Source organism: Hymenobacter tenuis, assembly GCF_054780495.1.
Window position 1 is genome coordinate 296,981 of record NZ_BAAGWF010000003.1, and the last position, 26,307, is coordinate 323,287.

Sequence of the window (26,307 nt, forward strand, 5' to 3'; positions counted from 1 at the left end):
AAACCCGCCGCCCCCTATTGGGTTCGACGGGTTTTGAAGGTAGGAAGAATCAGAGAAGAAATTACCTATTTCTTATTCGAGTCAACTACAATGCGCTGGTCGCGAGTGGCTAGCTCCCAGGCGGTGTAAAACACCAGGCGGGCACGTTTCTCCATTTTCGGAAACTCAATTTTCTCCACTTCGTCTCCCGGGCCATGGTAGTCATCGTGCACCCCATTGAAGAAGAAGGCGACCGGAATGCCGTGCTTCGCGAAGTTGTAGTGGTCGGAGCGGTAGTAGAAGCGGTTGGGGTCTTCTGGATCGTTGAAGCGGAAGTCAAGGTCCATCTGGGTGTACTTCTCGTTCTGCGCTATCAGCACTTGGTGTAGCTGCGAGCTAAGCTTGTCGGAACCAATTACATACACGTAGTCGCCTTTGCCTTCGTGGTCCTTATCGGTGCGGCCCACCATGTCGGTGTTCAGATCCACCATCGTTTTCTCCAGCGGGAAAATGGGGTGGTCAGTGTAGTACTCGGAGCCGAGCAGGCCCTTTTCCTCGCCCGTTACGGTCAGGAACAGGATGCTGCGGCGCGGGCCATGGCCTTCTGCCTTGGCTTTCACGAAGGCTTCGGCCATTTCCAGCACCGTTACCGTACCGGAGCCATCGTCGTCGGCACCGTTGTGCACTTCGCCGTTAATGACGCCGATGTGGTCGTAGTGCGAAGAAAGCACCATAATCTCCTCTTTCAGGTCGGTGCCTTCCAGGTAGCCTAGCACGTTTTCAGTCGTGAAGTCCTCGGTTTTCTTAGCGGCTTTTACTAGGGTCTTGGCGGGCTTGAAGGTGCCAGCTACGGGCTTGCCGGCTTTGTTGATGCCAGCGGTGTACTTGGTTACAGCGGCCGAGGTAGTACCCAGCATTTTGTAGCCTACTGCCGGCGACACGAAGAAGGCGGTAGCGCGGTTACCGTCGGGTTTGGCGTCTTTGAAGGCAATGCTGGGGCGGCTGATGTAGGGCGTCATGCGCGCAGCCAGCTTCTGGAAGTTGCTGTTCGGGTTGAAGTCCACGAAGAATACCGAGCGGGCGCCTTTCTGGCTGGCCATCTGGAGCTTGGCCCGGAAATCCTGGCCCCATTTGCTGTTCTGGCCGTCTTTGCCGAGCAGCGCCGTGCCTTTATCGGTCTGGGGCTCGCCCATCAGAATCAGCAGGTCTTTGCCTTTCACGTCGCCCAGGGCGGCGTAGTCGGAGTAGCCATCCTGCTCAATGCCGTAGCCCGCAAATACGGGCTGCACGGCCGTTTCCTGCGCGAAACCAGTGTTGCCGTAGGCGTAGAAATCGGTCAGCCACTTGTAGCTCTGGCCGCCCACTTTCAGGGTAGCGCCATCGGCCCAGGTGCTGCGCACCATGGTGAAGTGCTGCAAATACGGGTTATCGGAGCCCTGCACCGGACCTTGCAGGCCTAGTTCTTTAAAGCGGTTGGCAATGTATTCGGCGGCCATTTTCTGGCCTTTCTCCCCGGTTTCGCGGCCTTCGTACGCATCAGAGGCTAGTACCGTCAGGTGCGTGCGCAGATCGGCCTGTGTGATAGTTTCGGCGTAGGTGCGGGCAAAGTCAGCGGCAGGTGCGGCGGGAGCCGGCGTGGCTTCGGCCGCGGCAGGCATCTCGGTTTTGGCCTTGCGCTTGACCTTGACTTTGGTTTTCTCGGGTTTCTGCTGGGCCACGGCTGAGGTAGCCATACCGGCCGCCAGTAACAGAGCCAGGAAGGAAGTTTTCTGCATATAGTAAGGAATGTAGGGGATGAGAGTGGGGTGGGTTTGGTGGGAAACAGAACCTAGGAACTACGGCCCATATAGTACCCGCGGCAACGCAGCAGCGCCTGTCACAAATTCACCGGATTGCGGGCTAGGGTTGCATGATGAGCACCGACGCGTACGCGGCCACACCTTCGCGCCGGCCTACAAAGCCCAGCTTTTCAGTAGTAGTAGCTTTAATGCTGATGTCGTTTTCCTCGATGCCCATTACCTCGGCCAGTACGCGCTGCATTTCCGGAATGTGCGGATTTACTTTTGGCGCTTCCAGGCAAATGGTGGAATCGATGTTGGAAATAGTATAGCCGCGCTCCGTGAGCAGGCGCACCACTTCCGCCAGCAAACGCTTCGAGTCGATGCCTTTGTATTGCGGGTCGGTGTCGGGGAAATGGAAACCAATGTCGCGCAGGTTAGCCGCGCCCAGTAGCGCATCACATATAACGTGGATGAGCACATCGGCATCGGAATGGCCCAAGGCGCCGTGGGTGTGGGGCACCTGAATGCCGCCGAGCCAGAAGGGCAGGCCCTCCCGCAATTGGTGCACGTCGTAGCCGAAGCCGGTACGAATTTTCATAAAAGCAAAAGTTTGGGGAACAGAGTGGCAAGGTACACCAACGCAGCGGACTAGGCCATACGCCGCCTCAAACCCAAAAAAAGTTGCGGCCGGCTAAAGTATATAGGTTTGCTAATCGTCAGAGAATATGGGGAACTATCTACCGCTAGGAATTGATAGCAAAATACTAATGGAAACTTAGGAATCATTTAAAGTTTCCATAGTACCTTTGCCCACGAAGTGATGGAAGTGAAAGATAGAATCCTGCAAGCGGCCCTGGGGCTCTTTACCCGCAACGGCATCAAGAGCGTGTCAATGGATGACATTGCTACTCATTTAGGCATCTCCAAAAAGACTCTGTACAAGTGGTTTGAAAACAAAGACCAGATTGTGTCGGCGGTTATTGCCAATCACCTGAACGGTGTGCAAGGGGAGTGTGAAGGCATCATCGGCAAAACCCAGAACGCGGTGGACGAGATGGTGCAGATGATGGATTGGGCAGAACGTCAGTTTGCTGAGGTAAACCCCAACGCCATTCATGACCTGCGCAAATACTACCCCGAGGCTTGGAATCTGTTTCACACTCACAAAAACAAATACATCCTCAGCCAGATTCAGGACAACCTGCGCCGTGGCGTTGCCGAAGGCCTCTACCGTGCTGATCTAGACATTGAGGTTCTCTCGCGCCTGCGCCTGGCCCAGATTGATATCCTCTTTGACCCCGCACTCTTCCCGCATACTCAGTTCAACCAGAGCCGGGTACAAATGGCCTGCAATGAGCACTTTTTGCTAGGCATGGTAACGCTCAAAGGCCACAAGCTCATCAACGAGTACCGTCATGTGACGGAAGAAGAATAAGCTACACTCCCCGCTTTTTGCATATGAAAAATAACCTCCGCGTTTTGTTGCTGGCCGCCGGGCCGGGCCTGCTGGCCCCCGCAGGCGCCGCACTGGCGCAGACCCCTGCGGCGCGCCCGGCCCTAGCTGGCCAGGCGGCCCCAACCGGCAACCTGCCTCTGTCGTTGCAGCAGGCCGTTGAGTACGCTATCCAGAACAAGTCTTCGCTGCTGGCCACCCGCTTGGGCGAGCAGACGGCGCGCGCGCGGGTGGGCGAAATCCGGGCGGCGGGCCTGCCGCAGGTAAACGTAGCCGCTAACCTGGCTGATAACTTCAAGCTCCAGAAAAGCCTAGTAGATTTTGGCGCCTTTGCCGGTGGCAAAACCGCCACACCCCTGACGGCCGCCGATATTGCCGCGGCCCAGGCCGGCCAAACGGTGAACATTGAACCCATTACGCTGCCCGCCGACCCGGTGCCCCCGCAAGCTATTGCCTTCGGGTTGCGGCACGCCGGCAACACCAGTGCCTCGGTGTCGCAGCTGCTCTTTGATGGATCTTACCTTATCGGGTTGAAAGCAGCTAAGGTGTACGAGCAGCTGGCCCAGAAGCAAACTCAGCAGGCCGAAATTGATGTGGTAGAGCAGGTGAGCAAGGCGTATTACAGCACCCTGGTAGCCCGCGAGCGGCTGCAGCTGCTGGCCCGCAACGTGCAGCGCCTCGATACCATTCTGTACCAAACCAACGAAACCTTTAAGGCTGGTTTTGCCGAAAAGCTGGACGTGCAGCGCCTACAGGTGCAGCGCAACAACTTAGTAGTGGAGCAGCAGAAAGCCCAGCGCCTCACGGAGCTGAGCGTAGCCTTGCTGAAGTTCCAGATGGGCCTGCCCCAGGGCCAAACCGTGCAATTGACCGACTCGCTTAACTCGGCTGTGGTAGATGCCAGCGCGTTGCGCCAGCGCCTAGGTGCCGCCGACTTCGCAACCGGTGGCGGTGTAAGCGGGCTGGGTGGTGTGCCTGCAGCACCGGCTCCGGCCACTGGCAACGCTACCGAGCAAAACCGCCAGGACCAGCAGACGGCCCTCAGCGGAGGCCGCACGGGGCAGCTGTCGGCTACCTTCAACTACAACAACCGCATCGAGTTTTCGACCCTGGAAACCCAGCAGGCCCTGGCCGGCCTCGACCTGGCCAACCGTCGGGCAGGTGCTTATCCGCGCCTGCTGGCTACGGCGGCCTACGGTTTCACGGGCTCGGCCAACACCCGCGGCGACCTGTTTGCTTTCCGCGGACCTGATTCCCGGGCGGCCAACGGCTTCCCGAACCAGAACTGGTTTGGTTTCGGCAACGTGGGCCTGAGCCTGCAGATTCCGGTGTTTGATGGTTTCCGCCGCAAATACCAGGTGCAGCAAGCTCGCATTCAGCAGCAGACCATTGAGAAAGGCTTCGAGACCCTGCGCCAGAGCATTGACCTGCAGGATGCCCAGAGCCGCACTACCCTCATCAACGCCCTGGATGTACTGGATAACCAGAAGGCTAACCTAGAGCTGGCCGATGAGGTAGCCCGCGTATCGCGCATCAAGTTTAAGGAAGGGGTGGGCTCCAACCTGGAGGTAGTAACCGCCGAAACCTCCCTGCGCGAGGCGCAAACCAACTACTACGCCGCCCTCTACGATGTGCTGGTTGCTAAAGTCGATCGTGATAAAGCCACTGGCGAGCTATACAGCCAGGCGAAAAAGTAAGCTCTTGCTTTCCTCTCTTATGACTACCCTCTTCCCCATGAAATACGCTACTTCCGCCTTTCTGCTAACCTTGGGCCTGCTCACTGCTTGCGGCGAGAAAGATCCGAAAGCTGAACTGGCCAAGCTGAAGCAAGAGCAAGCTTCTAACCAAGCCAAAATTGCTGAGCTGGAAGCCAAAGCCGGTACTACCGGTGAAAAAGCGGCCATTCAGGCTACCCCCGTTTCCGTTATCAGTGTTGCTCCCGAAAGCTTTAAAAGCTACTTGGAAGTACAAGGCCGGGTTGATTTCGACCAGAATGCTACCGTAGCGGCCCGCGCGGCCGGTACGCTTACCAGCCTGCGCGTACAGCGCGGCGACCGGGTAAGCAAAGGCCAGACCCTGGCTACCATTGATGCCTCGGTACTTGATGCCAGCATTGCTGAGTTGCGCACCCGCATGGACCTAGCCCGTGTGGTGTACCAAAAGCAGGAGCGCCTCTGGAAACAGGAAATCGGTACCGAAATTCAATACCTCCAGGCTAAAAACAACTACCAGGCGTTGCAGCGCAACCTGGCTACGCTAAACCAGCAGCGGGCCCTGTACAGCGTGGTGGCTCCTTTCGCGGGTACCGTAGATGATGTGCTGCCCAAGCTGGGCGAAGCCGTAGCACCTGGCTCGCCGGTGGCGAAACTGCTCAGCGGCAGCGGTACCGGTAAAATTGTGGTGGATGTTTCAGAAGCCTACGCCTCGCGCATCAAAGCCGGCGACAAGGCCTTGGTGTCTATTCCGGACCTAGGCCCCGAGGAAATGACTGCTACTGTACGTGTGGTAACCAGCACCATCAACCCTACCAGCCGCACCTTCACCACGGAGTTGCGCCTGAACGGCAACAAAGCCGGCCAGCTGCGCCCCAATATGGTGGCCAACGTGCGCATTCAGAACTATGACCGCCCGAACGCCACGGTGCTACCCGTTGACCTAGTGCAGAAGGATGAACAAAATAGCTTCGTGCTGGTAGTGAGCGAGAAAGGTGGGCAGAAAGTGGCCGCCAAGCGTATCATCCAGACGGGCAATACTTACAACGGTAAGGTGGAAGTGACCGGCGGCCTGCAGAACGGCGACCAAGTGATTTCAGCGGGCTACCAAAACCTGAACGAAGGCCAAGTGGTGAGTTTATAGCAGGCGCTGCCGGTTTGCCCACCAGGGCAGGCTAGGGAGCTGAGCTACCACCAGAACGTCAAAACCAGAACTCATGCAGGATTTAGAGAAAGAGTTCAAGCCGACCTCCTGGTCGATTGATAATAAAACCAGTATTTACATTATCACCTTGCTGCTGTGCGTGGCGGGTATCTTCTCCTACATCAAGCTAGGAAAAGAGAAGTTTCCAGATATCGTGATTCCGCGTATCATCGTGGCCACTATTTATCCTGGAACCTCGCCCACGGACATTGAAAACCTGGTGACGCGCCAGCTGGAAAAGGAAATCAAGAGCGTAAACGGGGTAAAGAAAATCAGCTCTACCTCCAACCAGGACTATTGCATCGTGGACGTGGAGTTTGACTCCGGCGTGGACGTGCAATACGCCAAGCAGCTCATCAAGGACGCCGTTGATAAGGCTCAGAACGAGCTGCCCAACGACTTGCCTTCGCCGCCTACCGTGCAGGAAGTAAACCTCTCGGAGCTGCCGATTATGAACGTGAACCTGGCCGGCAACCTGCCCGTGAGCCAGCTGAAAAAGTTTGCCGACGAGTTCCAGGATAAGATTGAGGCCCTGCCCGAAATTACCCGGGTAGATATTATCGGTGCCCTGGACCAGCAGGTGAACGTAGACGTAGACCTGAACCGCCTGCGGGCTTCCCGCCTGAGCTTCACTGACATCAGCGCCGCTATTGCCCGCGAGAACATTACTATTTCAGGTGGTTCCGTGGATGTTGGTTCCCAGAAGCGGGCCGTGCGCGTAGCCGGCCAATACGTGCGCGCCGCCGACATTGCCGATATTCAGGTGAAGAATCTGAACGGCTCGGCTGTACGCCTAGGTGACATTGCCACCGTAACCGATGCCTTTAAAGACCGGGAATCGTATGCCCGCCTCGATGGCAAAACGGCCGTAACCCTGAACGTGATTAAGCGCCAGGGCGAAAACCTGATCGACGCCTCCGACAAGATCAAGCTGATCGTTGACGAGTCGAAGAAAACGCTACCCAAGGAACTGACCATAACCGTAACCGGCGACACCTCCAATGATACCCGCGTTACGCTGCACGACCTGATCAATACCATCATCATCGGCTTTATTCTGGTAACGCTGATTCTGATGTTCTTCATGGGCACCACCAACGCGTTGTTCGTGGGTCTCTCTGTACCGATTTCGATGTTCCTGGCTTTTGTGCTGCTGCCGGGCTTCGGGTTTGCGCTGAACATGATTGTGCTCTTCGCCTTCCTGCTGGCGCTGGGTATTGTGGTAGATGATGCCATTGTGGTAATCGAAAACACACACCGCCTGCTGCACGAGCACCCCAACCTGACGACGGCGCAAGCTGCGAAATACGCTGCCGGCGAGGTGTTTATTCCGGTATTGGCCGGTACGCTTACCACAGTTGCGCCGTTCGTGCCGCTGATGTTCTGGCCGGGAATTGTGGGTAGTTTCATGTTCTACCTCCCCGTCACGCTGATCCTGACCCTGATGTCGTCGCTGATTGTGGCCTTCATCATGAACCCGGTGTTTGCCGTGTCGTTCATGGAGCGCGAAGACCACCATGCCGAAGACAACAAGCCCAAGCTGACCAAGAACTTCTTGATAGCCATGGGTGTGCTGACGCTGATTGCGGTGATTGGCTACGTGGCCGGCTCCACGTTTGTGGGCAACCTAACGCTGACTCTCATCGTGCTCTGCTTCCTGGATAAGTTCGTGTTCATCTACATGATTGCCGCGTTCCAGACCAAGGTGCTGCCCCGCTTCCAGAACGGCTATGCCAGCCTAGTAACCTGGGCCATCAGTCACCCGGCGCTGGTGATGATAAGCATGGTGGTGCTGTTCTTCGTGTCGATTTTTGCGGTGGGCGCGCGCAGCCCCAAAGTAGACTTCTTCCCTAGCGGCGACCCCAAATTTGTGTACACCTACCTGAAAATGCCGGTAGGTACGCGCGTAGAAGTTACTGACTCGGTTGCCCGGGTGCTGGAAAAGCGGATTAATGGCGTAGTAGGGGAGAATAACCCCGACGTAGAATCCATCATCACAAACGTGGCCATTGGCGCCAGCGACCCCGGCGAGGCTTCGGCTTCTGGTACGTCGCAGTCGAATCTGGCTAAGGTTGCCGTGGCGTTCAAGGAGATGAGTGAGCGTACGGGCCCGCCGACGCTTACTTACATGGACAAAATCCGGGAGGTAGTGAAAGGCATTCCCGGCGCGGAAATCTCCGTAGACAAGGAATCGAGCGGACCGCCTACGGGTAAGCCCATTGCCATTGAAGTAGCCGGCGACGACTACCAGACCCTGGCCAAGCTCTCCAAGAAAGTAACCCGCTACATTGATTCGCTGAAGATTGGCGGCGTGGAGCAGTTGCGCTCGAACCTGGAAGACCGCAACCCCGAAATTGCGGTAGACATTGACCGGGTGCGCGCTAACCGCGAAGGCATCAGCACGGCCCAGATCGGCTCTGAAGTTCGGACGGCCATTTATGGCACTGAGGCCAGCAAGTTTAAGACCCCCGACGACGAGTACCCAATTCAGGTGCGCTACGCCGAGCCTTACCGCTCCGATGTGGATGCCATCCTGAACTCGCCCCTCACGTTCCGCGACGCTACCGGCGCCATCCGGCAGGTTCCGATTTCGTCGGTGGCCAACGTCCGCTACGGCACTACTTATGGCGGTATCAAGCGCAAAGACGTGAAGCGGGTGATTACCATCTCGTCTAACGTGCTCAGCGGCTTTACCGGGCCCGATGTGGTGCGCCAGATTGAAACGGCCTTGAAAGCTTACCCAACGCCGGCAGGCTACACCATTAAAATGGGTGGCGCGCAGGAAGATCAGCAGGAAACCAGCTCCTTCCTGGGAGTGGCGGCCGTTGGCGCTATTGCCCTTATCTTCTTGGTGCTGGTGATGCAGTTCAATTCCGTGAGCAAGCCTATCCTCATTCTGACCGAGATTATCTTCTCGATTATTGGGGTAATGCTGGGCTTGGCCGTAACGGGCATGAACATCAGTATCGTAATGACGGGCGTGGGTATAATTGCACTGGCTGGTATTGTGGTGAAAAACGGTATTCTGCTCGTGGAATTCACGGATATCCTTCGCTCGCAAGGCATGCCGCTGCGGGAGGCCATTGTGCTGGCCGGCCGGACGCGTCTGAACCCAGTAATTCTGACGGCTACGGCCGCCACCCTAGGTCTGATTCCGCTGGCAATCGGTCTGAACATCGACTTCTACGAGCTGTTCAACTCGGGCCACGCCAACTTCTTTATCGGCGGCGAATCGGTAACCTTCTGGGGCCCGCTGGCCTGGACCATCATCTTCGGACTGGTTTTTGCCACCGGAATTACTCTGCTGGTGGTGCCGGTGATGTACCTGCTCACCGAAAGCCTGAAACTGCGTCTGAATAAGAATCCGGAGTCGCCGGTATCTACCGAAGAAGTAGAGGCCGCTCGCCCGCCCGTGCTGGCTGAGTACTAGGCTTGATTTCTGCTCAAACCCCTGGCAAACATTGGCTTGGTATCCTTGGAGGTACTGGCCGTGTTTGCCAGAGGGAAGAGCTCAGCGCAAGCGGCTAGTGCAATTTTTCTGGGAAGCCTTGCAACCATTTTGTTGCCCACAGTACTCCTCCGCCCGAAAGGGCGAGGGAACGTCTGACGGACCAGGCCCACCCGTGTTAGTAGCATCTCGTACCCTGTCGTTCTCTCTTATGTATTTCTCAACGACTACCGACCCCAAAACCATTCAGCAGCAAGTGCTGCGCATTATCAGCAAGCGCAAGGCTATAAAGGCCCGGCGCCTGCGTATTGGCAGCAACCTCAGCCAGGAGCTGGGCTTCGACACCGTAGATGTGGTCGATATCATTCTGGAGCTGGAGCGTAATTTTGATATCACCATCCCCGATGAAGTGCCTTTGGCTACCATTGGCGACTTTGTTGATTACGTGACTTCGCACGCAAAAGCAGCCTAGTAGCTGCAGGCGTAGCAACCGCCCAACTGGTGCTGTGCTATGTTTCTCTCCTTAAGAGTTACTAGGTACCCAAACAAGCCAAAGCCCCTGCAACCAGAGTACCATGTGAATGGCATTCTGGCTGCAGGGGCTTTGGCTTGTTTGGGTGCTTACGAACGGCTAGCGAACGTTGCCGCCTGCGTCGCCGCCGCTGGGCCGGCCGGAGTCGGCGCTGAGGCGTGGCTCGCGGCTGCTGTCCGTGGTGTTGGCAGCAGCATCAGCGTGCGGCTTAGCATCAGCCGGAGTAGTTGGGTCAGTAATAGTGGTCGGAGCCGGCTTGCTGCTATCAGGCGAGCTGATGCCGGAATCGGTGTTAGAAGAAGCCGAGCGATTAACAGCAGGTGCTTCCACGGGGTCGATAGAAGGCGAATGAGCTGCCTTGTCTTCCACAATGACGGCGTCACTTACCAGTGTGGGGCGGGTCTTCTCCCACTCCAGAAACTTGTCCATTTCTTCTTTGATAGTGGTGCTGAACCAGGCCACTAGGGCTACGTCATCAAGCAAGCCTAGTACCGGAATGAAGTCCGGAATCAGGTCGATGGGGCTCAGAAAATAAATGGTGACGGCCACCGCCGCTATTACTGTAGAAGTGGGCAGACCGGTGTACTCGCCGGAAACTGAAGTGCGAATGAGGCGGAACAACGACTGGAGCGTTTCCCAAGCCTCGTGGGCAATGGTACCCACGTCGTTTTTGTCGCTGGCCTTCTGGTACGCGTCATTCAGCAGCTGCTTCATGCGCGTGGGCTTTTTTACGTACTCTTCAGCTTTGCCGACAAACTTTTTGAAGAGGGGGGAAGAGGCAATATGTTCGCCTTTAGGGTTTTGCTTGTCCATGGAGCGGTAGGAGAGAGAATGGTGGCAGGAGCAGACAAATGCTCCAACGTGGTGCTATACTCCGTTGGAGCAAAATGGTTTTAAGCGGTTAGAAAGCTGCAAAAAAACAAAAAACGCTTCGTTCTGCTGAACGAAGCGTTTACAATCGGTTGCTGTGCGTAAGGGGCCTAGCGGTCTACGCGACCAGCAGCATAAAAATTGCGGCTGTAATAGGCCTGGTTTAGCGAGCTTACCATCACGCCGCCATTGGTGGCCGAATGCACAAACTTGCCATCTTTCAGATAAATACCTACGTGGTAGATGGGCTGGCCGGGGCCGCGACGGAAGAACACCAGGTCGCCGGTTTGCATTTCGCTTTTCTGCACATGCTTCACGCTGCTGAACATGGAGCGGGAACTGCGCTGCAGGGTAATGCCGTAAGCTTCTTTGAAAACGCGGGTTACAAACCCGGAGCAATCGGTGCCGCTTTTGCTGTTGCTGCCGTAGCGGTAAGGGGTGCCGAGCCAGGAAACCACAGTTTCGAGCAATGACTGGTCTTCGGTATAGCTGGCATCGATGCCTAGCTTATGGGCTACTTTATCGTAGGCCAGAGAATCAGAGGAAGTAAGCAGGCGGGGCTCGTCCGTGCCGGAGAGCAGCGTGCTAAAGAAAGATGCCTCTTGGGCAGTTGAGGCTGAGGAAGCAGCCGTAGGATTGGATTCGAAGCAAAAAGAGAGGACCATCGAGGCCGCGGCGAGGCAATACAGTATGCTGTTTTTCATTGTCCGTCGAGGGGTGTCAAAAGCACTATCGGGGGCAACCAGATAGCGTAGGCGTACTTCCTTTATTTGATAGGCAACCGGGCAGTCCGGATAGCAAAAAGAGAAACAAAAAAGGTCTTTTTGGTCGTTGAACTAGTAGTCCAGTTCGATGGCCAGTGGTTAAAGCTAGGTCTAAATTTCCGGAAGCACCAAGCTTTGGTACCTTTTTAGAGGAAAGTTCTTCTAATTGGACAAGTTTTTTTGGGAAAATTCATGGCGTATTAGCCAACTCGTCTGAAACCGTCTGCGTATACTCCGGCCCGTTTTTACCTGCTTATGGAGCTGCCCCGTATTGTTGAGAATTCCCCGTTGGCCCGCCTCGCTCGCTTGAAGCTCGGGGCGGGCAATGTGGCCATGGTGCTCGGCGCCAGCATTCACCTGAGCGGGGTTTCCAAAGAGGAGTTTTTGCGCGACCCGTTTTGGGTGGCGCACGAGATGGAGCACATCCAGCAGTATCGGCAGTTTGGTCGGCTAGGCTTCTTGGCGCGTTACCTCCTCGACTGGATGCGCCACGGCTACTATAACATCCCGTTTGAAGTAGCTGCTCGCGAAGCTGCCGAGCTCAATGCCCATCTGTACGCGCAAGGGCTACCATTGCCAACTGAAGCCGAGCGCCATCCCACACCCAAAGCCAAGCAGGGCAAGGCGTAGACTACCGGTATAGGTTATTTTACTAGGTATGCAGGTAGGCCAAACCCTATGGTGCCACCGGTAGTAGCTGCCTAGAGTGCCGCCAAGCGGCCACCATCTACCACCAGGGTTGTACCATTGATGAAGCTAGCCTCAGGTGAAGCCATAAAGCAGATAGCCGCCGCCAACTCCTCGGGCGTACCTACCTGCCCCGTAATTTTTTCGTGGCCGTTTTTTACGTTGGGGTTATTCCAAAGCATGGGCGTATCCACAGCGCCGGGGGCCACAGCGTTGATGCGCGCATGTGTATGCGGAACTTCCTGGCTGAGGCCGCGCACAAAGGCTTCCGTGGCGCCTTTGCTGGCGGCGTAGGGTACTACATTGGGCGTAGTTTGTGCCGCGTGCACCGAGCTGACAGCGACAATGGCACCGTGCTTCATATGAGGCAGGCAGAGCTGGGTCAGCCGGAACAACGGCCGCAGATTTACCTGCATGAGCTCATCCCAATGCTTGGGGTCTAGTTTCTGGATGGAGTCAAAGGTCATCATGCCGGCGTCGTTGATGAATACATCGATGCGACCCCACTCTTTTATGGTACGCTCTACGGCGCGCACCAGCTGGCTGTCTTTACCTACATCTGTCCGGATAAACAGGGCACTGCCGCCTGCTTTTTGGATAAGCTGAACCGTTTCCTTGCCTTCGTTCGCATCGCGACCTAGTACGGCCACACTGCCACCCTCCTGTGCCAACCGGATAGCCACGGCCCGACCAATACCCGAGGTAGCGCCCGTCACCAGACAAATCTTGTGTTGGAAGCGCTTGTTACGGTCGGGCACAGAGGAAAATGGCATGGCAGTACAGGTAGGGTAGATGCTGGCAACCAACAGAACAGGCCACTGATTGTTGGTTCGGTTGGCTGGTATTAGGCCAGAATACGGAAGTTTGAGGCAAGTAGAGGTAAGCGAAAGTATCCGGAGTACCGTTCTGCTTGAGCGAAGAGCAGAAATTGCCCAAAACCTCATGCCTGTTTTATAGCACACGCCACGTGCATCTAGCCTGGCGCACTTCAATTAATAGCCTTCGTAGTTGTATACACCAGCTACCAATTGGGAGCCGCCTGCAAGCTCGAAAAACAGAATTAAGTTGGATTAGGCTAATATTTAATAAATTTTACCAGAACAATTATAACCTTCGGAAGGGTTTTCACGAATAGGGGATAGAAATCGGCTAACCGCCTGATTTCAATTAGTTCTACTTCCTAACCCTCCTTTCTATGAGTACGCAAAAGCCCAACCAACCCGGCGCTCCCGCCCATAAGCACGTAACCTTCACTCCTGCCAACGAGGCCAACCAAGGCGCCAGCGGCTCCGCTGAAAATGCGGATAACACAGCTTCTTCGGCCTACAACGAGGCTAGCCGCTCCGGCTCGCAGTCATCGGGAGCTTCATCGCAAGGCCGTTCGAACTCTTCTAGCCAGTCGGGCCAGCAGAACTCGTGGCTGGATCAGCAGCAGTGGCTGAAAAATATCGACTTAAAGCAAGTAAAGGACCTAGGCACGAAAGCCATCGACCAGGTTAACCGGCTGTCGCCTACCCAGAAGGTGGTAGGAGGCGCCCTGCTGGTAAGCGGCCTAAGCTGGCTGGCGCTGCGCTCAAAGAGCAGCAGCTCAAAAGGCGAAACCTACCGCTCGTACCGCGGCTCCGCTGATAGCAGCGACAAGAGCTCGAAGTGGAACAGCGCCGACAAGAAAAGCTCAGACAAGTGGAATAGCTCCAGCGAGTCAGTATACCGCGGCACCACGTCGCGCACGTACGGCGAGGACGACTACGCTACCGATCTGTAAGCCAACCTCAAATTTGCCTTAAACGCCAGAACGGGCGGAGAGATACCCATCTTTCCGCCCGCTTTTGTGTGTAGCAACGGCCATAAAAAAACGCCGCCTTCCCTGAAAAGGAAAGCGGCGTTTGAGAGCCTCTTATTGGACTCGAACCAACGACCTGCTCATTACGAATGAGCTGCTCTACCAACTGAGCTAAAGAGGCATTTCCGAACCAGCATATCCGGTAGGGGCAGCAAAGATAGAAAGCCCACCGAACAACGTGCAAACCCTAGGGGTAATTTTTTGCCAAACCCCGTATTTCAGCAGTCAAACCGCATTCGTCACTCGTTACTCAACTATCCGCTATGAACTCTTCCACCTCAATTTCTTCTCTCGGCCAAGCAGTAGGCAGCGGCTTTGCCGGCGCATTGGTCCTGACTCTGGTACACGAAACCATGCGGCAAGTGCGCCCCATTGATGCGCCGCGCATGGATATTCTGGGGGAGCGAGGTTTGCGCAAGCTTCTGTTCAAAGCCAACGCTCCGCAACCCGATGCAGATACGGCCTATGGCCTTACCATGCTCGGCGACCTAGTGAGCAACGGGTTGTATTACAGCTTAGTAGGCACGGGCTCCGGGGTATGGTGGCGCGGGGCAGCCTTGGGTTTGGCTGCCGGCGTTGGGGGTGTGGTGCTGCCCGGGCCACTAGGCCTCGGCGACGGACCAAGTAACCGAACCACGCAAACCAAGGCCATGACGGTGGCATGGTACCTACTAGGCGGCTTAGTGGCCGCAAGCGTGTCGCAGCTCTGGAGTCGGCAGCTAGCTCGAGAGTAGATAACTGCAAAAATGCGTGCTCTGGTGCAGTAAGTAGGTTCGGGCCAAGTTGGGTACCTAGTAAATAGCAGGCACGTTGTGGCGTGAGGTTTCTTTGCCTATTTCTGATTTAAGAGCCTGAGAATTCTGATTTCCTCGGTTTCCGGCATCTTTGCGGTGTTATGATGAAACAACTGCGCAAGCTGCTGGTCCGCACACTGGGTTTTGAGCGCTACATCCGGCTAGTAAGTCGGGTGTACCTGCGGCTGGTAGAAGCGGGCTGGGGCCGCCAAAAGTACCCCGAGCTGTTTTTCCTGCAACAGATTATCAAGCCCGGATTTGTGTGTCTGGATATTGGCGCCAACCTGGGCTACTACTCCGTGGCCCTGTCTCGGCTGGCGGGCCCACAGGGGCAGGTGCTGGCCGTGGAGCCCATTCCGGATTTTCAGGCCATCTGGAAAGACAATGTGCAGCTCAGCGGCGTCCAGAACCTGACGCTGCTGCCCTACGCGCTTGGCGGCTCCGATACCATGGTACAAATGGGCACGCCGGAGCGCAATGGCCTGCTGCACCACGGCATGACCAAGGTGGCCGCCAGCAACCCCCATGAGCACTATGCCCGCACCTATGAGGTGCCCATGCGCGTGCCCGATACGTTGTTTGCAAGCCTGCCCCGGCTTGATTTTGTGAAGTGCGATGTGGAAGGGTTTGAGCACGAAGTATTTCGCCACATGCAAGCCACGCTGCGCCGTTTTCGGCCCCTTATCCAGACGGAGCTCAATGGCTTGGAAAACCGCCGGGCCGTGACGTCCTTGCTGGCAGAGCTCGGCTATAAACCATTTGTGCTTTCCGAGCGTTTTGAGCTCGTACCGTGTTCCGAAGCGCAGCTCACCAGCGCCGTTACGGCCGATTTTTACTTTCAACCCACCTCCTCGCCCTCTTCCTCTGAGCTTCGCTAATGGTTAAATTCCTGCTCATTCTGCTGGTTCTGTCCCTTATCATGCGCTTTGTGCTGCCCGTGATACTCCGGATAGTAGTCGGCAAACTGGTTAAGAAACAAGCACAGCGTTTTGGGCAGCAGTTTGGCGGCGCCCCCTTTGAAACCCCGCGTCCTGACCCTCGCGCTTCAGGTGCTACCAACACGGGCGAGGTAAACGTTGACTATGTACCGCCCCGTCAGAAACCCAAAAAGCCAAAAGAGTTTACGGGTGGTGAGTACGTTGACTTTGAGGAGCTGAAATAGCCCCAGATCATAAAGAAAGAGCGGCTGTTGTTCGGAGGTGTACTCCGCGCAGCAGCCGCTCTTGCATGGTACTAGCGTAGTTAAAAGCCGAAACCCATCCGGATACCGGTGCCGGCGCGCTTGCCTGACTGTAGGCTGGTGAAAAAGTCAATCCGGCCAAACTTAAGCACATGCTCTACGCCCACCCCCAGTTCCAGGTAGTGGTTGGCGGTAGGGGTAGTGAGATAGTTAAGCGAGGCCACTTCCTGCCAGTGCAGACGGCGCAGCAGTGGTACCTTGTTCAGCAAAAACCCATTGAAATGGTGGTTGTAGTGGGCTTCCAAAAACTGGTCCTGGGTACTAAAGCGGTAATAATCCAGCAGTTGAAACTTGGCGAAGTCCTCGGTGAGGTAAGTGCGGTTGCCGCTGAAGTGGCGGAAATCCATGAACGAGAGGCGCGGCGAACCCGGGAAGAAACCAGCGGCCACCCGATAATTGCTAGTGCCCAGCAGCCCCAAGCTTACGGAGTGCCGAATGCCGGCTTCCAGCAGGGTATACCGCACATCGGACCCTAGTAGCCCGCCTACCCCTTGCCGCCACGTGAACAGGAACGTGGGGTATTTGGAGCCTAAGTTGAACTTGCCATCGGGACGGGTGATGTAGCGCTGGCCGGGCCGGAAGGAAGCCGTTAGCTCCGTGGTAAGGGCCTGATTACGGCCAAAGCTGGTGCCGCCTGGTAGCTCGGCATTCACGGGGGCATTCGGGGTGAAAGCCTGGCCCTTTTGGTCTAGCAGCAACTTATAGGTAGTGTTTTCCAGCTCATGGCGCGTGAAGTAGCTGGTTTTGGCCTCCACCGTCAAGCCATTCACCGGTTCCCACTCGTAGCCTAGTTGCACACCGTCGCGGCGGTAAAGCTTGGCATAATTGCGGTTTTCTAGCAGAGTGTAGTACGTGTTGATGAAGGGCGTAAGCTGGCTACCTGGGTCAAAGTTTTCAATAATACGACCAGCTCGGATGCTCACCCGGGAAAGCTTCACCGCATCCAGCTGCCAGGAGGCTGCCACGCTGGGGCTAAGCAGCTCGTTGCTGAAGCCGTAACGCAGGGCCGGCGTCACGGACCACATGCGCCGGTCGTCGGTGCGTTGGGTGTAGGTTGCCTCGGGGTTTACTACTAGCCCCTCTACCGTGTTATAGTTCAGAATGTTGAATACTGGGGCAATAAACCACTGGCGCTTCCGGAAGGTGTTGCTGTGCACATATCCGGTAACCAGCAGCTTTCCAGCCCCAATTTCATTGCGCTTGCGGTCCAACGAATCTTGGTAGGGCCGGGAGTTACGGATACCCTCGGTGCTGTCTTTTACTTGATAGTCCTTCTGCTCTTCCTCCGTAAGCGGCACTGGCCGGATGTCGGCCCAGTAGCTGGTGTCACGCTCATTCACGCCTTTTTCTACCAACATCACTTCGCCGCGCTTCATTTTACCTATGCTCAGGCCCGTGGTGTCGCGCGGCTCAGCCTGGCGGCTTTGGCGGCGCACCGCTTTGGTCAGGCCCGCTAGGTTGGGCTTCTGTTTCTTGACTTGGGCTACCGTTTCGCGGGTAACCGGCGCGTCATCCGGCGCGTCGGGGTTGGCAGCGGGGGCAGGGGTAGTGGGCGCCGGGCGGTTCGGGAAGGTGGGCGTAACCTTGTAGTTAGAGAGCATGGCCGTGATGTAGCCATTGCCCTTAAACCCAAACGCCGTGAAGCCCACCGTCACTTTCTGCGACTGCATCACCCATACATCGGAAGGGCCGGGCGCCGGCGAGAAAATCTGCTCAATGTGCAGGTTATCCACGTAGTCGAGCTGAGCGTCTTTGCTTAGGTCCAGCGCCACTGAGTGCAGGCGCCATGTGCCATCCACAATATAGATGTGGCCAGCAAACACCGGATCGGTGCGGCGGCGGGGCGTCACGCGTATCTTATGAATAAGAAGGGCGCCCTGGCGGGTGCTGCCCTCCAGCTCGTAGCGGTAAAACAACGGGGCGTTGGCCGCAATCGGCGACACAAAGCCCCGCTCCGAAAAGCCGCTTTTCAGTACATTCTGGTAGAAGTTGAGGCCCCGGCCCGCGCTGGCCCGGTTAAAGCTGATGCCCTTCGTGTCGCCGCTTACCCGGGAGGAAATCATGCGCTCCTGGACCACATTGGGCTGGCGGAAGCTCATTTCCGACACCGTTTCAGAGAGGTAAAAAATACCGGGCTTAATGTCGGGCCCTACTTTCACTAGGCCCAGAATCTTGCCTGGTACATCCGTAAAGCGGCCTAGGGTTTTGATGTAGGTGCGGGCTTTGAACGCGGCCACCTCGCGCTGGTGGTAGCGGCGCCACTGCATGGCCTGCTGCACAATAGCATAGGCCGGGTCTTTGTCAGTGGAGCGCACTACCACTTCGCGGAGCTGGTAGTTTTCCGGCGTCAGGGTTACGTTGAGGGTGGTGGCTGTGTCGCCGCCGGCTACGCGCAGCGTTTCGAGGCGCGGCTTAAAGCCCACGTACTGAAACACCAACTCGTAGGTGCCGGCCGGCAAGCGCAGCTGGTAGTTGCCTTGCTCATTGGAGGCGGTGCTGGTGGTGGTATTGCGAACGGCTACGTTGGCAAAAGCCAGCGGGGCGCCTTTTACATCCACAATACGCCCACGCACAATGCCTGCCTGGGCCACTGATGTCAGTACCGAAAAAAATAGAAATAGCGCGAGAGAATAACGGGGCATCTGGGGTAAAGTCACGAGGAGTTTCAAGATAGATGAAATACCGCCGCCAATGGTTGGTTTTGCGCTAAAAATGACACGCGGGTTACTTATGCAGGCACCTCTTCAGCGGCTCGCGGCGGTGCTACCACTCGGCGCTGGCGCAACAGATACCAGGTGTTTAGGCTCACACCCAGCAGCACCAGCGCCATCCCTAGGTAAGAGGGGAGCCCGAAGCTCTCCTCAAAAAATACGAAGCCCAGCCCCACCGCATACACAATGCCCAGGTAGTCGAGGCTGCTGATACTGGCCAGCGGCCCGGCTTGGTAGGCCTTGGTTTTGTAGAGCTGCGAAAGCTGCGTGAACACGCCCGTAAGTGCCAGCAAAGCCCATTCCTGCCAACCCAGCGGCGCCACCCAGTTCAGCCCGGTGTATAGGGCGCTGATGGGTACTACTACCAATTGCGAGTACAGCACGATCACCAAGGGGTGTTCTTGCCCGCCCATTTTCCGGATAGAGTTATAAGATAGCCCCGCGGCTATGGCCGAGGCAACCCCTAGCGCCAGCTGCAACGGCTCCACCCGCGTATCAACGCCCTTTACTACCACTACCCCCGCAAACGACACCAGAAAAAATAGCCATTGCCAGCCGGCTACTTTCTCCTTTACCAGAAAAATGCCCAGAATAGCCGTGAAAATAGGTGCCAGGTACTGTATGGTAACGGCCGTAGCGAGGGGCAGGGTTTGCAGCGTGTAGAAATACAGAATAATGGCCAGCGCCCCCGTAACACCGCGGGAAAGCAGATAAAACCGTTTGTCGGGCGTACTCCAGGGGCTTACCCGTTGCTGGCGCAAGGCACTGTAGCTAAAAAGCAAGGAAATTACCGAACGAAAAAAGATGATTTCGAGCGGAGGCAAGTGGTGCAGCAATTTCACGCTCACGTTCAGCAGGGCAAAAAATACCGTGCTCAACAGCATGTACCGTACACCCATACTGTTCTTCATGGAGAGGGCAGGGAAAGGTAGGAAACGGCGTAAGGCCTTTCTTAGGAAGCGGCCAGCGGATGTAGCTTGCGCGCCGTACTACCCCAAAAACCGGCCCGAACCCGAAATGTCACGCCTCGTAGTTCATTCCGGAATCAAGGGTAGCAACTGGTTGTTGACTTCTGATTGCCATTCTTTGTACAAGCCCCCTTCCCGCTTTTATGCAGGCGCCTAAAAAGAAATTCTATACCCCCGCCGAAGCCCTACTAAAAATTGCTGCTTTCTGCGCCTACCAAGAGCGCAACCAGAAGGAGGTGGAAAGCAAGCTACGTGAGTACGGCCTGGATGAGGACGAGGCCGGCGAAATTATCATTCGGCTCAGCCGCGAAAAGCTGCTGGATGAGGAGCGTTACGCCAAGGCGTATGTGCGCGGCCATCATCGCAACAAAAAATGGGGCCGCCGCCGCATTGTGCAAGAGCTAAAGCAAAAGGGTATTTCCGACTACTGCATCAAATCGGGGCTAAAGGAAATAGACGGCGACGAGTACTACCAGAACCTGGTGAACCTGCTGGAAAAAAAGGACCGGCTAGAAAAGGAGCGCAACCCCCGAATACGCCGCCAGAAAATTCAACTGTTTCTGATAAGCAAAGGCTACGAGCAGGACCTAGTAAAAATGGCGCTCGATGAGCTGGGCAAAGTGCCGGAGCCCGACGACGAGGACTAGCCTAGTGGTTTAAGTAGAACTAAGCAAAAGAGGTTGGAGCCACTGCCGGGCCTAGCGCTTGGCCGGCCGTTGCGGATTGGCTAACTGCTGCGTGAGGATAACCTGCCGACCCGTCATGGTTTCCAGCATGGGCCGTAGGATAAGCTCGGCGTTCTGCTGCGTCTGGGCCAGAATGCCCGACTGCAGGGCGGCCGTGCGCACGTTAGCCTCGGCGTATTTATAGCCGGCATCTACTAGCTCTGCATCCTGAAAAAAGCCGTTCTCGACGCTGAATACTTTGCTTTTGGAGTGGTCGACTTGCCAGGTGCAAAGCTCCGCCGGCGGCAAGGCCAGCCGCAGCACGGAGTCGCCCTCTAGCACCACATCCTGGGCGCGCACCTTGCGCAAATCGAGACAGCCCACGGCGTGGCCGGCTACAATAAGGGCTACTTTGGCATCGGGCAGAAAGCGGTAAGTGCTTTTTTTGTACTCCACTACATCTTTAAACTGATAGCGCACCAGTTCCATCCGGCCAAGCGCTTCTACCTTTTCAAGCACGGTGTTGTGCGTGACGGTGATGCGCGGGGCAGTGGAAAGCGGATTTTCGAGCTCTGCTAAAGCAGGCCGAACCTTCGTCCAGAGAAACCAGCCGAGGCCTACTAAAAATGCAAAGGGTAGTAAGCGACGCAGCAAATAGGGCATGTAGGGTAAAAAGCGAAAAATGGGAGAAGCGTACTCTAAAGACGCAGAGTAGGCTCGTAGCGTTGTGCTTTGCGCCGAGAAGCAACTGGAGAAGGGCTTCGCATGGTCCTCATTTCTGCAGCCTTACGCGGTTCCAGCCCTATCTTTGTGGTTGATGCTAACAGTTGAACGTCTTCCGGCTCCTAGTGTAACAGCCACCCGCGAGGTTGGCCCGGCGTGGCTGCGCACGTGGCACGTGTGGCTGTTGGGCGGGCTCTGGGTGCTGATGCAGGTATCTTTGCTATGGCAGCACCATGGCCCCCGGTACGTGAACGATAGTGGCCGCTACTTGGCCTATGGCACCCGCATTGCGCAGGAGTGGTACTTCGAGCACGACCATAACCTGCGCTACGTCGGCTATCCGCTGTTTGTGAGTTTCTGGCTGAAGCTGGGCACGGGGTACTGGGGTATTGTGCTGGGCCAGATGGGGATTAGTGCTGTGGCAGCCCGCGCCTTTTACCAAATCATCCGCCGGCTCACTCCCGCTGCGGATGACTGGCGACCTGCCGCCCTGGCCACCGCCGCCCTGGTTGGCTGGCGCGATGCCCAGCAGTTCAACGTGTATATCCTTACGGAGTCGTTATTTACTAGCCTCTCTATTTTGTCGTTTTGGGCTCTAGTACGCGCCCGGCGCGGCCCGGGCAGCCGCTGGCTGGCAGTTGGGCTGCTAGTGGTGCTGGCCGGCATTGTGCGCCCCAACGGATTTGTGGTGCCAGCTGCGGCGGTTGTAGCGGTGCTGGCCGGTTTGCGCCAACTTCCCGGCCGGAAGGCATATCATCAGGCCCTGCTGGCACTGGTGCTGCTGACACCGGTGTGGTGGATTATTCTGAACAAGCTGCTGCTCACCTTCACGCTGGTTGAAACCTACCTGCGCGGAGAAATTATCTATGGCTATACGCCCTGGGTAGTGGAGCCCACCGAGCCAATGCTGTTCCCTCCCGATGGCTTGCCGCCGGTATTCCGCCTAGGGTATTTTATCTTGGCGAACCCCGTGTACTTTGCCAAACTAGCGGCTCTAAAAGGTGGACTGTTCTTCAGCTACGTTAAATTTTACTACTCCTGGACGCACAGCATCCTGATTGTGCTCTTCATTTATCCGTGCTACTGGCTGGCCTTGCGCGGACTGCGGACCAGCGCGGTATGGCTGCCGGCACGGGTGTTCCTGGCCAGCATGATTTTGTTGCAGGGACTGGTAGTTATGATGACCGTGGAGGACTGGGACGTGCGCTTTCTGCTGCCTCTGCTACCCTGCGTATTTGCGTTGGCTGGGTTAGGCGTAGGGCAGTGGCTAACCCAACGCCAACGGCAAGTCTCGGCACAGGTAGCTTCCTAGGCTTCAAAACCAGCCCAAGCCTGCAACCCGCCTGTATGTACTGCCACTACCGTGCTGCCCACCGCAAAGTAGCCCCGCGCCATAAGGTCCAGAATACCCCACATCATTTTGCTGGTGTAAATAGGGTCGAGCAGTACGTTGTGCCGCTGTTGAAACTCCCGGATAAATACCCGCAGCTCCGGGCTCAGGCGGGCATAACCGCCGCCGTGGTAGTCGGTGCGCAGTTGCCAGTTCTGGAAGGTGTGGCCAGCCGCCTGCTGCGTCAATTTTTGCACGTCGTGGCGCAGAAAGTCGGCTCCTTTTAGCGCCGCAAACCCCAGCGCTTGCCGCTGGCCGTTGAGGCCCAGTATCAGGCCTGCTAGGGTGCCGCCAGTGCCACATGCCACGCACAACGTATCAAAATCCGTTAGGGCCAGCAACTCGGGCACCAGTTCCGCGCAGCCCGGTAGCGCCAGGGCGTTGGTGCCGCCTTCTGGTAAGATATAAGCCGGGCCGGTTTCGTGCAGCAAGGCACCTAGTACCTCGGGGTCGTGCTTGCGCCGGTAAGTAGTGCGGTCTACAAAGTGTAGCTCCATGCCATCGGCGCAGGCCTGGGCCAAGGTTGGATTAAGTGGCTTATCACGCAGCTCTTCACCTCGCACAACACCTACCGTGCGCAGGCCGGTGAGGCGGCCAGCAGCGGCTACCGCCGCCACATGGTTAGAGTACGCACCCCCAAACGTAAGCAGCGTGTTGTGGCCCATGCGCTGCGCTTCCTGCAAATTATACTTCAGCTTGCGCCACTTATTGCCAGGCAGCTCAGGATGATTTAAATCGTCGCGCAACAGCAGAAGCCGTACGCCGGCCTGAAGGGCGATGGACTCCTGAAGCTCCTGCAGTACCATGGCAAATAACGAGGGATGAGAAGAATGATAGGCGCACTATAACTTGAAAAAGCACTGCACGTTTCTGCTGCCCAAGCCCTAAACTAACGGCTTACTGACAGCAGAAACGTGCGGTGCTTTTTTGCCGGATAACGGTTAAAGCCCGAAAGGAACCTAGCGCTTTAGGCTGCCAGCAGCGTGTCCTGTATAGAGTGAGGCTCCGGGCGGTGCTTGATGGCATAAAACAGCGCAACCAATAAGCCCGCAACTAGCAGAATCGACGAAACCAGAGAAATCGTGTTGCCGAGGGCGTATTCACTAGGCTCAAACTTAAACTCAATGGTGTGCGTGCCGGCCGGCACGGGCAATGCGCGAAGTACATAGTTGGCGCGCAGGTAGGGCACCTTTTTGCCATCAAGGTAGGCATTCCAGCCATCGGCGTAGTAAATCTCCGAAAAAACTACCAGGCCATCCTGCGCCGCATTGGCCCGGTACGTTAGTGCGTCGGGCGAGTACTTGGTCAGGGCAATGTTGGAACCGGCCGTTGCGTACGTGGTTTTGGGCACGGAGAACTTCGAGGCATCAATTACGGCGGTAGTAGCCGTATTCAGCTTGGTTAGGGCATTTATTTCCTGATCGGGGTTCTGCACCTTCTGGACTTCACTTACAAACCACGCGTTACCTAGGGCGCCGGGGTTACGCTGCACCTGTTCCGGCTGGCCTTGCTGGCCGGGCATGATGATATAGCGGGTGTTCAGCATGTTAATCACCTGCGTATTGTTCTGCATAATCTGCCGCTCAATCAGGTCTTGGTAGCGGCGCAGCTTGGCCCCGTGGTAGCCGCCAATGCTCTTATGGAAGTAGGAGGTATTGGCTTCATTAAACGGGCTTTGCAGATTCAGTACGCGGTAGCTCAGGTCCTTGTCCTGCAGAATTTGCTGGTCTGCTGCCGAGGGCACAAACTGCTCGGCCACAGTTTCCCGCTGGAAGTTGTCGTTGTTGAGGTAGCGCTTATCCACACTCCACAAATCAACCAGAGTGAGCAAGCCTACCAACGCAGCAGCTAAGCCAGCTGAGAGCTTGCGTTGCAGGAAAAACCACAGCACTGCGCCAGCGGCAGCTATAAAGGCCAGGGAGCGGAATACATCCGTGCGCAGCAACGAGGCCCGGTCAGCCCGGATGGCATCCAGTGGAAATCCCTGCTGCTGCAACTGGGCATCAATCGGAGCCGCATAATCGGCCACCAAACCCGCCAGGAAAGCCAAAGCGCACAGTCCGGCCGTGATGCCCAGGGCCCGCAGCACCTGCTGCTTCATGGCCGCGGTATCCGGATGATCGGCAGAAGGGCCGGCCAAGGCGGCAAGACTAGGGTGTAAACTAGCCCCAACAGGTGTGGTAGTTGGGGCGGCGCGTAGTACCCGGGCCAATGCCAGCACGGCCAGCAGCGGCATGGCCAACTGGGCAATTACCAGGGCCATACTCACCGAGCGGAACTTGTTGTAGCCTGGGAAGTAGTCGAACATCAGGTAGTTGAAGGTCTCGAAGTTCTTGCCCCAGGCCAGCACAATGGAAAGCAGCGTGCCAACCAACAGCCAGATGCGGGTGCGCCGATCCGCCACCAGCAAGCCCAGCACAAACAGGAAGCATATTACTGCGCCCACATACACTGGGCCGCTGGTAATGGGTTGGTCGCCCCAATAAGTGGGCATTTGCGCCAGATAATCGGTGAGCTGCACGGGTGGCACGCCGGCGGCCGCCAGGGCCTTTCCGGTTTTTGAGTTTTCGCTGAGCTTCATCTGGGAAGCGCCGCCGTAGAAGTTGGGGATGAGCAACGTGGCGGTTTCGCCCACGCCGTAGCTCCAGCCAAAGGCATAGTCCCGATCAAGGCCTGAGCCCACCACATCATCGGAGGAAGCCGCGGGCTGGCCCGCCGACGCGGGAGCCGGCGTCGTCAGTTCCGATTTGCCGCGGATGCTGTACTTGCCATATTCCACCGTTGTGTACAGGCGGCCAAAGCTTACGCCCACCGCCAGCACGGCTGCCAGTGCCAGCAAGGCCGTGCGGGTAAAGAAGTCGGGCAAGCGCTTTTCGCGGAAAGCAAACACCAACTCTACTACCCCAAAAATCAGCACCAACAGCAGCAGGTAATAGGTTATCTGGAGGTGATTGGAGCGCACGTTCATGGCCAGCCCCAAAGCAAAGAGTGCCGTGCCCAGCCACTTATTTCGCCGAAACGTGACCAGTAACCCCGCCAGCACCAGCGGTGCATAGGCCAATGAAAGGCTTTTGGTATTGTGGCCGGCCGCCAGAATAATAAGGTTGTAGCTAGTGAAACCCAACGCTACGGCGCCTACCACACTTACTAGCGGCGAGAGGCCTAGGGCAATGCAGAGGGCATAGCCGCACACCAAAGCCAGAAACAGGTTAGCTACTACTGCTGGCAGGCCCAGCGTAAAGAGCTTGTGCAGGTAAATGCTCAGGTCGCCGGGAAAGCGGGTACTGATCAGGTAAGTAGGCATTCCGGAGAACATGGAGTTCGTCCAGAGGGCTTCCTGGCCGGTTTGCTCCCGGTACTGAGCCGCTTCGTGGGCACCACCGTTAAACTGCACGATGTCGTGCTGGGCTAGCGTCTTGCCATCAAACAGGATGGGAGAGAAATACACGGCGGCCAGCACCAAGAAAAACAGGACGGCGAGCAGGTGCGGAAGCACCCGGCGCCAGAGCGGCGCGGTGGCCGGACGGAGTGGAGTTGTCATTC

Annotated in this window: 21 protein-coding genes, 1 tRNA gene and 1 pseudogene; 12 read left to right on the forward strand and 11 right to left on the reverse strand. The window is 56.6% G+C overall.

All coding sequences use genetic code 11. The features are described 5' to 3' along the window. Positions 1 to 65: 65 nt before the first annotated feature. The gene (locus ACYVGU_RS12730) at positions 66 to 1,754 is read right to left on the reverse strand and encodes a M28 family peptidase (protein WP_460622407.1); all 1,689 of its coding nucleotides are present in this window, start codon (positions 1,752 to 1,754) and stop codon (positions 66 to 68) included. Positions 1,755 to 1,878: 124 nt separating this feature from the next. Further along, entirely contained in the window at positions 1,879 to 2,358 is a 480-nt protein-coding gene (gene ispF / locus ACYVGU_RS12735; RefSeq protein ID WP_460622408.1) for a 2-C-methyl-D-erythritol 2,4-cyclodiphosphate synthase, read from the reverse strand. A 222-nt stretch (positions 2,359 to 2,580) separates the two neighbouring features. Between ispF and ACYVGU_RS12740 the strand changes: the two genes are divergently transcribed. The 5 genes from ACYVGU_RS12740 (at position 2,581) to ACYVGU_RS12760 (ending at position 10,049) form a co-directional block, all read left to right on the forward strand. Next, positions 2,581 to 3,195: a TetR/AcrR family transcriptional regulator gene (locus tag ACYVGU_RS12740; RefSeq protein ID WP_460622506.1), complete on the forward strand. Its 615-nt coding sequence runs from the start codon at positions 2,581 to 2,583 to the stop codon at positions 3,193 to 3,195. Positions 3,196 to 3,218: 23 nt separating this feature from the next. Next, positions 3,219 to 4,910: a TolC family protein gene (locus ACYVGU_RS12745; RefSeq protein WP_460622409.1), complete on the forward strand. Its 1,692-nt coding sequence runs from the start codon at positions 3,219 to 3,221 to the stop codon at positions 4,908 to 4,910. Between the two features lie 19 nt (positions 4,911 to 4,929). Next, positions 4,930 to 6,069 (forward strand): efflux RND transporter periplasmic adaptor subunit, encoded by a 1,140-nt coding sequence (locus tag ACYVGU_RS12750; protein ID WP_460622410.1) that lies wholly within the window; start codon positions 4,930 to 4,932, stop codon positions 6,067 to 6,069. A 73-nt stretch (positions 6,070 to 6,142) separates the two neighbouring features. Further along, entirely contained in the window at positions 6,143 to 9,559 is a 3,417-nt protein-coding gene (locus ACYVGU_RS12755; RefSeq protein ID WP_460622411.1) for an efflux RND transporter permease subunit, read from the forward strand. Positions 9,560 to 9,788: 229 nt separating this feature from the next. After that, the gene (locus tag ACYVGU_RS12760; RefSeq protein WP_460615036.1) at positions 9,789 to 10,049 is read left to right on the forward strand and encodes an acyl carrier protein; all 261 of its coding nucleotides are present in this window, start codon (positions 9,789 to 9,791) and stop codon (positions 10,047 to 10,049) included. A 519-nt stretch (positions 10,050 to 10,568) separates the two neighbouring features. Here ACYVGU_RS12760 and ACYVGU_RS12765 read toward each other — a convergent pair. Both ACYVGU_RS12765 and ACYVGU_RS12770 read right to left on the reverse strand, forming a co-directional pair. Beyond that, positions 10,569 to 10,922, reverse strand: a pseudogene (locus ACYVGU_RS12765) (YkvA family protein); the annotation flags it as partial. 167 nt (positions 10,923 to 11,089) lie between these two features. Continuing rightward, positions 11,090 to 11,683: a C40 family peptidase gene (locus tag ACYVGU_RS12770; protein WP_460622412.1), complete on the reverse strand. Its 594-nt coding sequence runs from the start codon at positions 11,681 to 11,683 to the stop codon at positions 11,090 to 11,092. Positions 11,684 to 11,998: 315 nt separating this feature from the next. On the opposite strand from ACYVGU_RS12770, the gene ACYVGU_RS12775 reads away from it, so the two are divergent. After that, positions 11,999 to 12,373: a hypothetical protein gene (locus ACYVGU_RS12775; protein WP_460622413.1), complete on the forward strand. Its 375-nt coding sequence runs from the start codon at positions 11,999 to 12,001 to the stop codon at positions 12,371 to 12,373. 71 nt (positions 12,374 to 12,444) lie between these two features. On the opposite strand, the gene ACYVGU_RS12780 is transcribed toward ACYVGU_RS12775, so the two are convergent. Then, positions 12,445 to 13,203, reverse strand: a complete 759-nt coding sequence (locus ACYVGU_RS12780; RefSeq protein ID WP_460622414.1) for an SDR family NAD(P)-dependent oxidoreductase — start codon at positions 13,201 to 13,203, stop codon at positions 12,445 to 12,447. Between the two features lie 422 nt (positions 13,204 to 13,625). On the opposite strand from ACYVGU_RS12780, the gene ACYVGU_RS12785 reads away from it, so the two are divergent. Continuing rightward, complete coding sequence (locus ACYVGU_RS12785) at positions 13,626 to 14,195, forward strand: hypothetical protein (protein ID WP_460622415.1); 570 nt, start codon at positions 13,626 to 13,628, stop codon at positions 14,193 to 14,195. Positions 14,196 to 14,321: 126 nt separating this feature from the next. On the opposite strand, the gene ACYVGU_RS12790 is transcribed toward ACYVGU_RS12785, so the two are convergent. Beyond that, positions 14,322 to 14,394: transfer RNA gene (locus ACYVGU_RS12790), tRNA-Thr, on the reverse strand. Between the two features lie 142 nt (positions 14,395 to 14,536). On the opposite strand from ACYVGU_RS12790, the gene ACYVGU_RS12795 reads away from it, so the two are divergent. From ACYVGU_RS12795 to ACYVGU_RS12805, 3 genes are all read left to right on the forward strand, one after another. Beyond that, on the forward strand, positions 14,537 to 15,007 hold the full coding sequence (locus ACYVGU_RS12795) for a hypothetical protein (RefSeq protein ID WP_460622416.1): 471 nt from the start codon (positions 14,537 to 14,539) through the stop codon (positions 15,005 to 15,007). A gap of 161 nt (positions 15,008 to 15,168) precedes the next feature. Further along, positions 15,169 to 15,945, forward strand: coding sequence for a class I SAM-dependent methyltransferase (locus ACYVGU_RS12800; protein ID WP_460622417.1), 777 nt, complete (start codon positions 15,169 to 15,171; stop codon positions 15,943 to 15,945). Beyond that, positions 15,945 to 16,229, forward strand: coding sequence for a DUF4834 family protein (locus tag ACYVGU_RS12805; protein ID WP_460622418.1), 285 nt, complete (start codon positions 15,945 to 15,947; stop codon positions 16,227 to 16,229). The genes ACYVGU_RS12800 and ACYVGU_RS12805 overlap by 1 nt, the downstream gene beginning before the upstream one ends. An 80-nt stretch (positions 16,230 to 16,309) precedes the next feature. Here ACYVGU_RS12805 and ACYVGU_RS12810 read toward each other — a convergent pair whose 3' ends face one another. Continuing rightward, positions 16,310 to 18,949, reverse strand: a complete 2,640-nt coding sequence (locus ACYVGU_RS12810; RefSeq protein WP_460615044.1) for a DUF5686 and carboxypeptidase regulatory-like domain-containing protein — start codon at positions 18,947 to 18,949, stop codon at positions 16,310 to 16,312. Between the two features lie 86 nt (positions 18,950 to 19,035). Then, complete coding sequence (locus tag ACYVGU_RS12815; RefSeq protein ID WP_460615045.1) at positions 19,036 to 19,929, reverse strand: DMT family transporter; 894 nt, start codon at positions 19,927 to 19,929, stop codon at positions 19,036 to 19,038. 200 nt (positions 19,930 to 20,129) lie between these two features. Between ACYVGU_RS12815 and ACYVGU_RS12820 the strand changes: the two genes are divergently transcribed. Next, positions 20,130 to 20,633: a regulatory protein RecX gene (locus ACYVGU_RS12820; protein ID WP_460615046.1), complete on the forward strand. Its 504-nt coding sequence runs from the start codon at positions 20,130 to 20,132 to the stop codon at positions 20,631 to 20,633. Between the two features lie 51 nt (positions 20,634 to 20,684). Here the strand turns inward: ACYVGU_RS12820 and ACYVGU_RS12825 are convergent, their stop codons facing one another. Beyond that, positions 20,685 to 21,314: a DUF4230 domain-containing protein gene (locus ACYVGU_RS12825; RefSeq protein ID WP_460622419.1), complete on the reverse strand. Its 630-nt coding sequence runs from the start codon at positions 21,312 to 21,314 to the stop codon at positions 20,685 to 20,687. Between the two features lie 154 nt (positions 21,315 to 21,468). On the opposite strand from ACYVGU_RS12825, the gene ACYVGU_RS12830 reads away from it, so the two are divergent. Then, positions 21,469 to 22,686 carry a hypothetical protein gene (locus tag ACYVGU_RS12830; RefSeq protein WP_460622420.1) on the forward strand — a complete coding sequence of 406 codons (1,218 nt, stop codon included), beginning with the start codon at positions 21,469 to 21,471 and terminating at the stop codon, positions 22,684 to 22,686. Here the strand turns inward: ACYVGU_RS12830 and ACYVGU_RS12835 are convergent. Together ACYVGU_RS12835 and ACYVGU_RS12840 are read right to left on the reverse strand one after the other, a co-directional pair. Continuing rightward, positions 22,683 to 23,570: a 1-aminocyclopropane-1-carboxylate deaminase/D-cysteine desulfhydrase gene (locus tag ACYVGU_RS12835; RefSeq protein ID WP_460622421.1), complete on the reverse strand. Its 888-nt coding sequence runs from the start codon at positions 23,568 to 23,570 to the stop codon at positions 22,683 to 22,685. The genes ACYVGU_RS12830 and ACYVGU_RS12835 overlap by 4 nt on opposite strands. A gap of 161 nt (positions 23,571 to 23,731) precedes the next feature. Beyond that, positions 23,732 to 26,305 carry a YfhO family protein gene (locus ACYVGU_RS12840; protein ID WP_460622422.1) on the reverse strand — a complete coding sequence of 858 codons (2,574 nt, stop codon included), beginning with the start codon at positions 26,303 to 26,305 and terminating at the stop codon, positions 23,732 to 23,734. Positions 26,306 to 26,307: the final 2 nt, after the last annotated feature.